Source organism: Leptospira weilii (assembly GCF_006874765.1).
Classification (GTDB): Bacteria; Spirochaetota; Leptospiria; order Leptospirales; family Leptospiraceae; genus Leptospira; species Leptospira weilii.
This window is the reverse complement of the sequence record NZ_CP040840.1, coordinates 1,361,892-1,374,547: the sequence shown is the minus strand read 5'-3', so window position 1 is coordinate 1,374,547 and position 12,656 is coordinate 1,361,892. Positions and strand designations below refer to the sequence as shown.

General features: G+C 42.2%; 18 protein-coding genes. 9 read left to right on the top strand and 9 right to left on the bottom strand.

The features are described 5' to 3' along the window. Nucleotides 1-53: 53 nt before the first annotated feature. The 4 genes from FHG67_RS06595 to FHG67_RS06580 are packed head-to-tail and all read left to right on the top strand — an operon-like array spanning nucleotide 54 to nucleotide 1,221. Nucleotides 54-452 (top strand): helix-turn-helix domain-containing protein, encoded by a 399-nt coding sequence (locus FHG67_RS06595; RefSeq protein WP_036075202.1) that lies wholly within the window; start codon nucleotides 54-56, stop codon nucleotides 450-452. Between the two features lie 31 nt (nucleotides 453-483). After that, the gene (locus tag FHG67_RS06590; RefSeq protein ID WP_004497461.1) at nucleotides 484-684 is read left to right on the top strand and encodes a hypothetical protein; all 201 of its coding nucleotides are present in this window, start codon (nucleotides 484-486) and stop codon (nucleotides 682-684) included. Next, nucleotides 662-1,021 (top strand): type II toxin-antitoxin system PemK/MazF family toxin, encoded by a 360-nt coding sequence (locus FHG67_RS06585; RefSeq protein WP_004497469.1) that lies wholly within the window; start codon nucleotides 662-664, stop codon nucleotides 1,019-1,021. Before FHG67_RS06590 ends, FHG67_RS06585 begins: the two co-directional genes overlap by 23 nt. Nucleotides 1,022-1,026: 5 nt before the next feature. After that, nucleotides 1,027-1,221: a hypothetical protein gene (locus tag FHG67_RS06580; RefSeq protein ID WP_004497460.1), complete on the top strand. Its 195-nt coding sequence runs from the start codon at nucleotides 1,027-1,029 to the stop codon at nucleotides 1,219-1,221. 202 nt (nucleotides 1,222-1,423) lie between these two features. Here the strand turns inward: FHG67_RS06580 and FHG67_RS06575 are convergent, their stop codons facing one another. The 4 genes from FHG67_RS06575 to FHG67_RS06560 form a co-directional block, all read right to left on the bottom strand. Then, nucleotides 1,424-1,633, bottom strand: a complete 210-nt coding sequence (locus tag FHG67_RS06575) for a hypothetical protein (protein WP_036075960.1) — start codon at nucleotides 1,631-1,633, stop codon at nucleotides 1,424-1,426. 140 nt (nucleotides 1,634-1,773) lie between these two features. Beyond that, nucleotides 1,774-1,983 carry a hypothetical protein gene (locus tag FHG67_RS06570; RefSeq protein ID WP_142499698.1) on the bottom strand — a complete coding sequence of 70 codons (210 nt, stop codon included), beginning with the start codon at nucleotides 1,981-1,983 and terminating at the stop codon, nucleotides 1,774-1,776. Between the two features lie 101 nt (nucleotides 1,984-2,084). Next, the gene (locus tag FHG67_RS06565; RefSeq protein WP_004495043.1) at nucleotides 2,085-2,750 is read right to left on the bottom strand and encodes a hypothetical protein; all 666 of its coding nucleotides are present in this window, start codon (nucleotides 2,748-2,750) and stop codon (nucleotides 2,085-2,087) included. Continuing rightward, nucleotides 2,728-4,509 carry a M23 family metallopeptidase gene (locus FHG67_RS06560; protein ID WP_244947491.1) on the bottom strand — a complete coding sequence of 594 codons (1,782 nt, stop codon included), beginning with the start codon at nucleotides 4,507-4,509 and terminating at the stop codon, nucleotides 2,728-2,730. Before FHG67_RS06560 ends, FHG67_RS06565 begins: the two co-directional genes overlap by 23 nt. Nucleotides 4,510-5,610: 1,101 nt before the next feature. Here FHG67_RS06560 and FHG67_RS06550 point away from each other — a divergent pair. From FHG67_RS06550 to FHG67_RS06525, 5 genes are all read left to right on the top strand, one after another. Continuing rightward, nucleotides 5,611-6,687, top strand: a complete 1,077-nt coding sequence (locus FHG67_RS06550) for an integrase core domain-containing protein (RefSeq protein WP_016761322.1) — start codon at nucleotides 5,611-5,613, stop codon at nucleotides 6,685-6,687. A gap of 377 nt (nucleotides 6,688-7,064) precedes the next feature. Continuing rightward, a complete protein-coding gene (locus FHG67_RS06540) occupies nucleotides 7,065-7,463 on the top strand; it encodes a helix-turn-helix domain-containing protein (protein ID WP_016758737.1) in 399 nt (132 codons plus the stop codon). A gap of 31 nt (nucleotides 7,464-7,494) precedes the next feature. After that, nucleotides 7,495-7,695, top strand: coding sequence for a hypothetical protein (locus FHG67_RS06535; protein WP_004497461.1), 201 nt, complete (start codon nucleotides 7,495-7,497; stop codon nucleotides 7,693-7,695). Then, nucleotides 7,673-8,032, top strand: a complete 360-nt coding sequence (locus FHG67_RS06530) for a type II toxin-antitoxin system PemK/MazF family toxin (RefSeq protein ID WP_004497469.1) — start codon at nucleotides 7,673-7,675, stop codon at nucleotides 8,030-8,032. Before FHG67_RS06535 ends, FHG67_RS06530 begins: the two co-directional genes overlap by 23 nt. Nucleotides 8,033-8,037: 5 nt before the next feature. After that, nucleotides 8,038-8,232: a hypothetical protein gene (locus FHG67_RS06525; protein ID WP_004497460.1), complete on the top strand. Its 195-nt coding sequence runs from the start codon at nucleotides 8,038-8,040 to the stop codon at nucleotides 8,230-8,232. Between the two features lie 202 nt (nucleotides 8,233-8,434). On the opposite strand, the gene FHG67_RS06520 is transcribed toward FHG67_RS06525, so the two are convergent. From FHG67_RS06520 to FHG67_RS06500, 5 genes are all read right to left on the bottom strand, one after another. After that, nucleotides 8,435-8,644, bottom strand: coding sequence for a hypothetical protein (locus FHG67_RS06520; protein ID WP_004497462.1), 210 nt, complete (start codon nucleotides 8,642-8,644; stop codon nucleotides 8,435-8,437). 138 nt (nucleotides 8,645-8,782) lie between these two features. Further along, the gene (locus FHG67_RS06515) at nucleotides 8,783-8,992 is read right to left on the bottom strand and encodes a hypothetical protein (RefSeq protein ID WP_004497465.1); all 210 of its coding nucleotides are present in this window, start codon (nucleotides 8,990-8,992) and stop codon (nucleotides 8,783-8,785) included. Nucleotides 8,993-9,074: 82 nt separating this feature from the next. After that, nucleotides 9,075-9,632 carry a hypothetical protein gene (locus FHG67_RS06510; RefSeq protein WP_004497459.1) on the bottom strand — a complete coding sequence of 186 codons (558 nt, stop codon included), beginning with the start codon at nucleotides 9,630-9,632 and terminating at the stop codon, nucleotides 9,075-9,077. A 3-nt stretch (nucleotides 9,633-9,635) separates the two neighbouring features. Beyond that, nucleotides 9,636-11,750, bottom strand: a complete 2,115-nt coding sequence (locus tag FHG67_RS06505; protein ID WP_142499697.1) for a serine-rich family protein — start codon at nucleotides 11,748-11,750, stop codon at nucleotides 9,636-9,638. 179 nt (nucleotides 11,751-11,929) lie between these two features. After that, on the bottom strand, nucleotides 11,930-12,655 hold the full coding sequence (locus tag FHG67_RS06500; protein WP_415857832.1) for an NADase-type glycan-binding domain-containing protein: 726 nt from the start codon (nucleotides 12,653-12,655) through the stop codon (nucleotides 11,930-11,932). Between the last annotated feature and the right edge of the window lies 1 nt (nucleotide 12,656).

Below are 12,656 nucleotides of genomic sequence, written 5' to 3'. Positions count from 1 at the left end.
AAACAGGAACTTTTGATCGACAGAAAGTAATTTTGTGCGATATATGAAGGAAAATGGCACAGAAACAGAAGAAAAATGACGCCAAGTACAAAGAGGAGTTCCCAGAGAGACTTCGCCAATTACGGGTCATGAAAAAAATGTCCCAGGAAGAACTTGGTCAATTGACCGACCTGAATTACAATCACATCGGTCGTTACGAAAGAGGTGATTCTAGACCATCCGCTGACAAGCTCAAAGCTCTTGCCGAAGCTCTCGGTGTAACTACCGACTATTTACTCAGTGGAAACTCGGACAATGCAGCCCGTGTGAATTTAGAGGACCAAGAACTTCTTGAAATGTTCCGAAGCGTCCAACAACTCCCCGAAGAAAAAAAAAAATCTATCAAAGATCTGATTGAAGCCTACTTGTTTCGTGAGAAAGTCCGTAAAGATATTGTACTTGTGAAAAAATAATAGGCATCGATCATCTTAGGAAGAATTCTCAATGCAACCTCAGATTCAACAAGTAGTTCAAAAACTCGAACACCTTTCTCCGCTGCGTCTCGCAGAAGTAGACGATTTCATAGACTTTATTCAGCAGAGAGATCAAGACCCTCTCTTACGTCACGCGTATTCCCAAGCCTCGGAAAATGCTTTCGATAAAATCTGGGACAACGACGAAGATGCAGTTTACGACAATCTTTAATTTCGCCGACGTCGTTTTGGTGAATTTTCCTTTCACCAATCTGCAAGCTTCTAAAAAACGTCCCGCCGTTATCATCAGTAATCAAGCTTACCAACAAACAAGACCCGATGTGATTCTCATGGCTATCACAAGTCAAATTAGGCAACCTCTCGCAATGGGAGAGAATCTCATTCAAGATTGGCAAAAAGCGGGACTTGCAAAACCTTCCGTTTTCAAACCGCTCATTGCTACCATCGAGCAAATTCAAATTGTTAAAGTTCTCGGTCAACTGTCTCCCACCGACAGAAGCAATCTGCAAAAAATCATTCACATGATTCTTGATAACGGATTAGAATAAAATCAATGAAACGGATCGTAATCAACGTGCCCGAAGAGAAATACTCTTTTCTAATCGAGCTACTCGGCTATCTTGATTTCGTCGAAGTCATCGAACCCAAAAGCCCGGCCACTATGAAAGACTTTCACGGCATTCTCTCCAAAAAATCAGCAGCGATTCTTCAAGAGAAAGTTAAAAAAGACAGAGAAGAATGGGATTGAAACTCCTTCTAACGTCCGAATACGTAGTTATCAATCCTTAGAACCCCTAATACAAAAAAAACCGGCGTCTCCACCGGCCAAGTTGTTGGATTTTGGTTGAATGTGCTCACGATTTCTAATCTATTTTTTAAAGACAACGATTTAGAAAAAACGATCCAAGAAATTTCGTCTCAGAATTCGTTTTGAATACCGGATCGGCGTCTTACTCAGGCTTCGCTTTGAAATCTAAATTTATTACCTTCTCCAAGTCCTCATACGGTACTTCTACTTTTATTAACTCATCCATCAAGGTATTGTAATATATACACTTGATTTCAGGGCTCCAACTCGCGTCCACATACATCTTTTGGCCCGTTCTTTTGTCTCTTACCGCTTCGCCTAATACATATACTTGTTTGTCTTTGTTTTCCATTTCTTCCCCCAGCTGGGAAACTCACTCCCTGGGTTCCGATTCTTCTAGACATTCCTTACTCCCTTTCGCTTTGTCTTTAATACGAAGGGAGTTCTTTTGTTTGTTTCTCGATATGTGATGATTTCTTTTGAATCAGCGTTTTACTTGGGAAGATACGGTAGTAATCCCTTGATCCGTTCCAAATCTTCCGGTAATTTCTCTACCTTCACAAGGCTTTCCTTCTCTGCGTCAAAGTAAACACAACGTACTTCCGGGGTCCAAGTTACTTCCACATACATCTTTTGGCCCGTCTTTTTGTCTCTTACCGCTTCGCCTAATGCGTATCCTTTCTTTTTCTTGTTTGTTTCCATTCCTTCCGCCAGTTGGGAAACTCTCCCTGGGTTCCGATTCTTCTAGACATTCCTTTGGTCGTATTCAGGTTTCACAGATAAACTGAAAAGCGTAGCCTAGGCTATAACCTGTAAAGAATCGAACCTTCTTCCAAAATATGATACATATCACTTTCTTTAACTTGAGCATCAGGCAAAACTCCATCCCCGACGACTTTAGTGGAGAAAATAATTTTAATAACATTTGGTTTCAAAAAGCTAAATTTAAGAATCAATTGATCATGTGCAAAGATCGAGCATATTCCGTTAGAACATGCAAACTTTGGATTTTCATATTTCAGATAACCTACACCAGCATAAGGGTTGACAAGAACTTCAGATTTTTCTATTTCAAGATTGAGAAATCCAACTAAATCTTGTGGAAACTTAGTACCTAAAGAAACCCACCTACCGATAGGATCATCTTGTCCTGATTTGCCGTTAGGATTGAAAATGTTTTTCAATGACCACCCAATTTCACCTGAAGTTTTTTTTACAAGTATCCATTTAAAACTTTCTGAATAACCCCCAATCTCATCGGTAAATGCAATATTTTCTTCTTTTTGAATTTCATATTTTTCTCCGAGTTTTAGAATTCCAATTCTCTGAGCATCTGCTTGTAAAGCTTGATATAAAGGAACTTCATCCGGTATATCATTGAGAGTCGGGCTCTCTTTAGTTTTACACGAATAGGCTACGAGCAATATTGAAATGACTATCAGTGATTTAATTCTCATTTTTATTTGCATTAAACTTCTCCCATGAAAACTTTAAAGGATCAATTTGTACTCTTTTGCCGTCTACGTATTTATTCACTTCTTGATGAATGTGAGGTCCGCCAGGAGTGTTACCGGATTGACCAGATAAAGCAATAACCTGACCTTTAAAAACTTTCTCACCATCGCGAACTAATACTTTAGAATTGTGAGCATAGTAAGAAAAAACGGTTTCACCATTCGCGTTGGTATGACGTATTGAAATGGACGCTCCGCCAAGTTTTGTATTTTTTCCTGGCTCCACCGGATAGCGCAAATAATCATCGGGTTTATTTCTTGCAATCGTAACAACACCGTCCTCTAATGCGGACACTTTCGTTCCAATGGGCGTCATGAGATCCACTGCTCCATGAATTGTATTTGTGCGAGGTTGTGAAAAAGGGCCATCTGTTTTTTCATTAAATGCAATTGATGTTCTTGCTCCATTGGCATACTCGGCCAAACCGTTTTCCCCAATACGAACAATTTGATGTGGATCAATATTTGGCTGATTTCCTCCCGTCGCCCGATTCCATAGACCTTTCGCTCCATCTGCAATCGAACCGAACAAAGAAGCGGCTCTTTCACCCAGTGTTGGAGTTCTACTTCCAACTACATTGATAGACCCGTCCGCTTGAACACCTGGTCTTTGTGAACCAGTCGGTTTTCCATCCGGATCAAAAGAACCCGATGACGCTAACGTCTGCCCCGGATCATGTGAAGATGGCGCTCCATGTGCGGGAGTAGGACCATCATCGCCAAACCCGATTACTCCATGACTTCCGTCTTCTCCTTCTTTTCTGGTCGCAGCATATCCTGCACCGTCTAACACCGATTTTCCGCTTTCTTGATTATTTTTTTCCTGAGCAGCCTTCGATTCCGCATGAGCTTGCGCATCCAGAATCGCTGTCGCCTGTTCCTTACTCAAACCTTTCGATTGAAGTTCTTCCAGCTCTCCTTGTTTCGAAACAAAGTCCGCCTTCCATTTGTCTGCCAAAAAGTTTGTGTTTGCTTGAAAACCACCCGACTGACTCCAGTTCCCCGCGTTGACACCGCCAGACGCGTTAAGTGCAGCGGACAAACCATCTCTTTGAGAAAAACTTAATGTTCCACCAGCGCCTTTCATTTGGTTTGCAAGTGAGTTCTTCGGTTTGTCTTTGTCTCCCGGTGCTTCGTATCCGATATTTCCTCCGACTCCGCCTTTCTCACTCCAACTAAGTCCGCCATTCAATCCGCTATCAAAACTTTTACTCAAGCTCGCACCGAATCCGTCTCCTTCGCTGTAACTCAAAGCAAAACCGGTTCCGCTACTTTGGGAAGTAAATCCAGCGCTTCCGCTCACACTTCCCGTCTTAGAATTGTAACTCAGTCCCGCGTTGAAGCCCGCTTTGTTAAATCCTACGTCTACCGATGTTCCGCCTCTTTCGGAGATTCCTACGCTCACTGTCGCTGGTCCATATCCGACTCCGACACTTGCTCCAAATCCGTTTTCTGCGGAATAGCTAAGTCCTACGTTAACCGCTCCACCCGTAAAACTTTTTACCGCTGCTCCTGCAGCTCCTCCTACAGCACCAACGAGCGCCCCCTTTAATCCTCCGCTTGCGGCTCCCGTTGCAGCTCCGATTCCGGCGCCCACTGCCATCGCGACCATTAGAGAGGCTCCACCGGTGAAGGGCGCGGCCGCCACTGCTACCACCGTTGTCACCATCTGGAACTCTTGGCTTTGATACCATTGTTCCTTTGGTTTGTTCATCTTCTCCATCTGATTCGAGATCATCCAAGCGGGAATCCCGGTCGCCTTCGAAATTGCGTTTACCGTTTCGTCTTTCACATACGCCTTCACCGCGTCTTTCATGCTCGAACCACCGACTAACGCTCCTACAAGGCTTGCCGGTAAGCCCGTTGCTTCCGCCACTGCTCCCGTTATGCGGCTTTGTGCTTCCGACTTCACTGCTTGCGTAAATCTCTGGCCCATGCTTCCGCTTCCGCCGTTCATTCCATTCAAGATTGTAAATAGAAATCCCTTACTTTCCTTCTCCGCGTCATTTGCCTTTGCTTGTTTCTCGATTCTGTTTTGGATATCTTCTTTGTAGATTTCATACTTCTGGTTTACGCTCGATAACTGACTCTCTGCGTTTTGATTTCCCACTAACTTCAAGTTGAAGTTGTAGCCTAAGTTCGAGATATTAAATCCGGATGTGACAATCAAATACTGCATTCCGTAGCTGACTTCTACCGGTATCCCTTTCACACTCACCGAGCCTTTTAACTCTCTGCTTCCGCCAAACACTGTGTCGTCGATATTTGCTCCCTCGTACATGTTTTAGATGTTAGTGGATAGTGATCAGATTTCAGGCGGGAAGGGGAAAGCCTTCCCCTCGCTTCATACCGAGCTTGCTGCTTCTCTAATTTAGAAATGTCTAATCGTTTATTCAAGCTCGGTATTACGCTTCCCCTTCGCCGGGCTACTTCTTTGTGTTTCATCCCCGGAGCCCTATCTCGCGATCCGTAGAGAGTGAGATTGAGTTCTTTCTCTCCCGACTCATAGGGAGAGCTTCTCTGCGTTAGGGCGTTTTACTGAGTTTAGGAAAATAGTATATTTCCGTTTTAGAATCCGCATGGAAAGTTCGGTGGCTCTGGGAGTCATTTGCTCGAACAAGATTGCAAAACTTTGTGATTTGTGTCAATTATTATATCACTGATAAATAACAAAAATTAGACGATCATTCAAAAAAGATTTAATTTGTGATGTATATATAACGATACATTCACAGGAGGAGCGGGCGACTCAACATAATTCCACGTCCGACTTCATCTATTTCCGCTGGTATCCGTATTTAATCGAGGTTAATGGTTGTTTTACGAAATCTCTATTCTGCTCAATCTGGTGCTGATTCTTTATGTTATCAAAAAAATTGGAGCAGAATCAAAAAATTCCATTCAAATCTTATTTCTAAAATCACAACTCTCAGCTTACAAACGAAAACGAAAAAAATTCCATACAAAACCTTTCGAAAGATTGAAACTCGTCTTTCTTTCCTATCTCGATCCCAATTGGATCGAAAATCTAATTCTTGTTTCTCCACATACTCTTCTTGAATGGAGAAACAAAAAATTCAAAACATTCTGGGCTCTTCTTTCCCGTAGAAAGAAAACAGGAAGACCAAACATTCCTTGGAAAGTCATCAAACTCATTCGAAGAGTCGCTAAGGAAAACAAAATCTGGGGAGCTACAAAACTACACGGTCTTCTTCTAAAGCTCGACCATGATATTTGTGAAAGAACTGTTTCTAAGTATATTCCAAAACGTCCTCATAGCCCTAAAAAACGTCTTTCTTGGAAAGAATTCTATTCTCTGCATGCCGATTCTATGGTTGTTTCCGATACTCTTTCCGTTTACTCTTCCAATTTCAAAAAGATCTTTCGCGTCGTTTTTTTTCTTCACGTCGGCTCTAGACAAATTCTTCATTTTGATATTCATACAAACCCGACTACAAATTGGATGCGAAAGGTTTTGAAGTTTGCCGTTCGTAAGCAAATTCAAGCAGGAAAAACCTTTCATTATTTTCTTTCCGACAACGATTCCATTTTTGGGAAACGCTTTACCAAATACTTGGAAAGAATCGGCATCAAACACAAAAAAACCTCTCTTCGCTCTCCTTGGCAGAACTGTTACGCGGAACGTTGGGTAAAGACATGTAGAAATGAATTTTTGGATTTCTTCATTCCTCTCAATCAGTATCATTTGGAAAAAAAACTGGAAGAGTTCATTCATTTTTACAATCATCATCGCACTCATTTGGCTTTGAACAAAGACAGTCCCGTTTCTTCTCCGGTTTTAATACGTCCTTCCGATGGGTCGGCAAAACTCGTTTCCACTCCCGTTCTCGGAGGTCTTTACCACATATATTCTTACGAAGACGCTGCCTAACCCACACTTGTTTCTAGTTTTCTTTTGTGCGCCGTTATTCGGAGAAAGATTCCCATGTCTTCCGTTTGATTTGTTTCTTTAATTCCTCTCTTCTTTCCGTATATTCCATATTTTGAATCTGTTTTATTCCAGTTTCAGCTCTCTTTTTTCTCAAATCCTTTCATTTTATCACATGCGTCTGCTATCTTGGATTCAACTTCCGTCATTTTAGTTTTTGCGAGACTCAGGAAAAATTTTGTAATGCGGTAATCCTACATATATGCAGGATTTTCCGTCATCTTCGTAGGACAAGGTAAATCATTCATGTAACAAGATGCAACCGGAAAACAGGAACTTTTGATCGACAGAAAGTAATTTTGTGCGATATATGAAGGAAAATGGCACAGAAACAGAAGAAAAACGACGCCAAGTACAAAGAGGAGTTCCCAGAGAGACTTCGCCAATTACGGGTCATGAAAAAAATGTCCCAGGAAGAACTTGGTCAATTGACCGACCTGAATTACAATCACATCGGTCGTTACGAAAGAGGTGATTCTAGACCATCCGCTGACAAGCTCAAAGCTCTTGCCGAAGCTCTCGGTGTAACTACCGACTATTTACTCAGTGGAAACTCGGACAATGCAGCCCGTGTGAATTTAGAGGACCAAGAACTTCTTGAAATGTTCCGAAGCGTCCAACAACTCCCCGAAGAAAAAAAAAAATCTATCAAAGATCTGATTGAAGCCTACTTATTTCGTGAAAAAATCCGTAAAGATATTGTACTTGTGAAAAAATAATAGGCATCGATCATCTTAGGAAGAATTCTCAATGCAACCTCAGATTCAACAAGTAGTTCAAAAACTCGAACACCTTTCTCCGCTGCGTCTCGCAGAAGTAGACGATTTCATAGACTTTATTCAGCAGAGAGATCAAGACCCTCTCTTACGTCACGCGTATTCCCAAGCCTCGGAAAATGCTTTCGATAAAATCTGGGACAACGACGAAGATGCAGTTTACGACAATCTTTAATTTCGCCGACGTCGTTTTGGTGAATTTTCCTTTCACCAATCTGCAAGCTTCTAAAAAACGTCCCGCCGTTATCATCAGTAATCAAGCTTACCAACAAACAAGACCCGATGTGATTCTCATGGCTATCACAAGTCAAATTAGGCAACCTCTCGCAATGGGAGAGAATCTCATTCAAGATTGGCAAAAAGCGGGACTTGCAAAACCTTCCGTTTTCAAACCGCTCATTGCTACCATCGAGCAAATTCAAATTGTTAAAGTTCTCGGTCAACTGTCTCCCACCGACAGAAGCAATCTGCAAAAAATCATTCACATGATTCTTGATAACGGATTAGAATAAAATCAATGAAACGGATCGTAATCAACGTGCCCGAAGAGAAATACTCTTTTCTAATCGAGCTACTCGGCTATCTTGATTTCGTCGAAGTCATCGAACCCAAAAGCCCGGCCACTATGAAAGACTTTCACGGCATTCTCTCCAAAAAATCAGCAGCGATTCTTCAAGAGAAAGTTAAAAAAGACAGAGAAGAATGGGATTGAAACTCCTTCTAACGTCCGAATACGTAGTTATCAATCCTTAGAACCCCTAATACAAAAAAAACCGGCTATTACACCGGCCAAGTTGTTGGATTTTGGTTGAATGTGCTCACGATTTCTAATCTATTTTTTAAAGACAACGATTTAGAAAAAACGATCCAAGAAATTTCGTCTCAGAATTCGTTTTGAATACCGGATCGGCGTCTTACTCAGACCTCGCTTTGAAATCTAAATCTATTACCTTCTCTAAGTCCTCATACGGCACTTCTACTTTGACAAGTGAGTCCATCGATGTATTGTAATATACGCATTTGATTTCAGGGCTCCAAGTTGCGTCCACATACATCTTTTGGCCGCTTCTCTTGTCTCTCACCGCTTCGCCTAACACATATACTTGTTTATTTTTGTTTTCCATTTCTTCCCCCAGCTGGGAAACTCACTCCCTGGGTTCCGATTCTTCTAGACATTCCTTACTCCCTTTCGCTTTGTCTTTAGTGCGAAGGGAGCTTTTTTGTTTTTCTCGATATGTGACGATTTGTTTTGAATCAGCGTTTTACTTCGGAAGATATGGCAGTAATTCCTTGATCCGCTCCAAATCTTCAGGATACTTCTCTACCTTCACAAGGCTTTCCTTCTCTGAGTCAAAGTAAACGCAACGTACTTCCGGGTTCCAAGTTACTTCCACATACATCTTTTGACCCGTTACTTTGTCTCTCACAGCTTCCCCTAACGCGTATCCTTTTGTTCTTTTCTTTGATTCCATTCTTTCCCCAGTTGGGAAACTCACTCTGTTACTCTTTATTTTTCCGTTGTTCAATCGTTCGCTTGAGTCAAACGACTTTCCTTTACTTCTTTTTAGGAACCCCGTGATCTTCTTCGTGATATTGTAATTCAAGACTATCTTTCATCATTGCAATACACTCCGAAATTGTTTGCATGGATGCAACTTCGCCTACAGAACTATCCATATTCCAGCTTCCGTCAGACTTTTTTTCGGAATAGCCTTCTGTCATGAGTGCGAATGTTTCATTGCCAATGATTGATGTATATTTTACTATGAAATACTTTTGGCTTTTGCCATTGATTTCAATCGTAACACTTTCCGAATCTTTCTCTACAATCTTCCCCTTGTAGACCTTTCCTTCCACAATTCCAAGTTCTACGACATTCGCCTTCTGATCGATTCGGAGGCAGTAATCTTTAAACTTCGATTGGATTCCAAAAACTTCTTTCATGAGGTGTATATCATCCATTGAGTACACACCATTGAATACTCTTTCAGTGTTCATATTCTGCACCTTCTCTTCCTTGACCGGGGTCTCTTGTTTGGGAGCTTCCTTGTTTTCTTCCTTGCAGAAGAAGACAAAGAACAACATACATCCTAACGCGATTTTCTTTTTCATGTTTCACCAATTGTCGTTGTATTTGATTTGATATACATTGCTAAAGTCCATTGGTTTGATACTATCTATTTTCTTACGGTTATTATTGACGTCATACCATTGACCATCTTTACCCCTCGCCACATTCTGCCAGTGGTTTGGATTTCCATCACCGGTTGTATCCGTAAACACGATTGCATTGTTCGCCTTACTTCGGTTCAAAGTATCAACCTGAGATCTCGTCACATGGACTTCACCGCTGACAGGATTTTTCAAGGTATTCAAGTCACCGCTCCAGTGACTTCCCACACCCAAAGAAGGAGCCTTCATTCCTCGGTAATCACTGTTCGTCATTCCAATATTACCCAACTGAGCTTGAGCAAAGTAATTTGTTTTTGTATCTACTCCACCATAATTCGAATGAGCATTTACATAACAAATTGCTGCCGTTGTCGACGAACCTAAGTCATAACTCGAAATCTTGTTGTTTAATACCAGATCCCGGACTTGGCCATATCGGCGATAATCTTCAAGGCCGCCCGTTACCTTAGCAAGATCTTTTTTCTCATTAGGAGTCAATGTCCCATACACTGCTTTCTCTTTCAGCTCAATCATTCTTCCCATCAACTGAGTCCGATTATCCGCATTCTCTCCTTTGAATTTAAATGCGTCTCCCGCCTTCATATCATTCATTTGATGATTTACCGCTTCGATTTTTAACAAAAGTATTTCATTGTATTTGGCGTTTTTCCCTCCCCCCGAATTGATAGCTTTGTATTCCGCATCTAAGGCCGCTTTTTGATCTTTGAGTTTGTCCAACTTCATCTTGTCCCCCAAACTCATATTTTTCTCATTGTCCGAAATCTGGCTTCTCCTCAAATCGATTTCCGCGGTAAACTCTTTGTGTAACTTTCCGTCTTTGTATTGGCCTGCAATTCCTGGGTCCGTTTCATTAACAACCTTTTTTAAATTTTCCGCAGCGCCGTCTCGGTTTTGAAAACGCTCGTATTGGTTTACTTCTAACTTGGTCGGATCGATACCAGATCCTTTATTTTTTCCGTCGTTGTCTATATCACCGTGATTTTGAGAGTAGTCTTCTCCTTCTTTTCTGGTCGCAGCATATCCTGCACCGTCTAACACCGATTTTCCGCTTTCTTGATTATTTTTTTCCTGAGCAGCCTTCGATTCCGCATGAGCTTGCGCATCCAGAATCGCTGTCGCCTGTTCCTTACTCAAACCTTTCGATTGAAGCTCTTCCAGCTCTCCTTGTTTCGAAACAAAATCCGCCTTCCATTTGTCTGCCAAAAAGTTTGTGTTTGCTTGAAAACCACCCGACTGACTCCAGTTCCCCGCGTTGACACCGCCAGACGCGTTAAGTGCAGCGGACAAACCATCTCTTTCAGAAAAACTTAATGTTCCACCAGCTCCCTTCATTTGGTTTGCAAGTGAGTTCTTCGGTTTGTCTTTGTCTCCCGGGGCTTCGTATCCGATGTTTCCTCCCACGCCGCCTTTCTCACTCCAACTTAAGCCCCCATTCAATCCGTTGCTGAAACTTTTACTCAAGCTCGCACCGAAGCCGTCTCCCTCACTGTAACTCAAAGCAAATCCGGTTCCGCTACTTTGAGAAGTAAATCCAGCACTTCCGCTCACGCTTCCTGTTTTGGAGTTGTAGCTTAATCCCGCGTTGAAGCCTGCTTTGTTAAATCCTACATCTACCGATGTTCCGCCTCTTTCGGAGATTCCAACGCTCACTGTAGCGGGTCCGTATCCAACTCCCACCGATGCTCCAAATCCGTTCTCTGCCGAATAGCTAAGCCCTACGTTAACCGCTCCACCCGTAAAACTTTTTACCGCGGCTCCCGCAGCTCCTCCTACAGCACCAACTAACGCTCCTTTGAGTCCTCCGCTCGCGGCTCCTGTCGCGGCTCCGATTCCGGCGCCCACGGCCATCATGACGGCTAAACTTGCTCCGCCAGTGAAGGGCGCGGCCGCTACCGCTACGACTGTTGTCACCATCTGGAACTCTTGGGTTTGATACCATTGTTCCTTTGGTTTATTCATCTTCTCCATTTGATTCGAGATCATCCAAGCGGGAATCCCGGTCGCTTTCGAAATTGCGTTTACCGTTTCGTCTTTCACATACGCTTTCTAGATGTCAGTGGATAGGGTTTAGATATCAGGTGGGGGAAGGGTCCCCCTATCAAAAGCCGCATAACGCGTCTTTTGATACCCCCTCTCCGGGCTATTTCCTCGTGTTTCATCCCCGGAGCCCAATCTCTCTAAACTTCATCAATTCAGTATATTCCGAAATACTCAAATTACTTTCTTTCCCGTGTAATCTTGAAACCTTCCTTTCGATCCTCTGAATATGCTAAAAACTCCGTCAGAAACACATTCTTACTTTTAGTTCCTGGGTATATTTCTAGGATTGTCAGCTTGAAAAGTAGATAACGATCATATGCTATACTTTGCGGTTTTATCTTCGTAAAAATCTCTCTTTCAAAAGTTTGTTCCTCGGGAGTGTCTTTCAATTCCAATTCAAAAGTATCATTTTCGATTGGATAATTGTGATATATGAGAGGATCATCTAAATTCGCCATCGTTTCCCCACCTTCCAATTCATATACATCGATCCTTACTTTTTTGATCCTTCCGTTTTCTGCAAAGGAAGTCGCATCCTTAGCCAATCCATTCAAAAAACTGAAATAGTTTTTCTGACTCTTCCCTGCGAGTTCCTCATACGAATTCTTATTTGAATTCACGTCATTGTAAGTATATATCCATTCTCCGATTCCTTGGTTTTTACTCACTCCCCAAGCAGTATCGATATATTGGTCATCAATGTTATTCGGTCCGTAAAAGGTCTTTGGTTTCCCTTTTTCAGTCAAAGTGGAGCTTGCAAGCAAGGACAGGTGTTCATTCGGCCGATAACATTTCTTGAAAATAGGAATCAGATCCTTTCGTGTTTTCTCACCTTCCGCTTGTAACATAACCGTTACTCCTGCTAATATCAATATCGCTAATATTCGTTTTTGGTTCTTCATA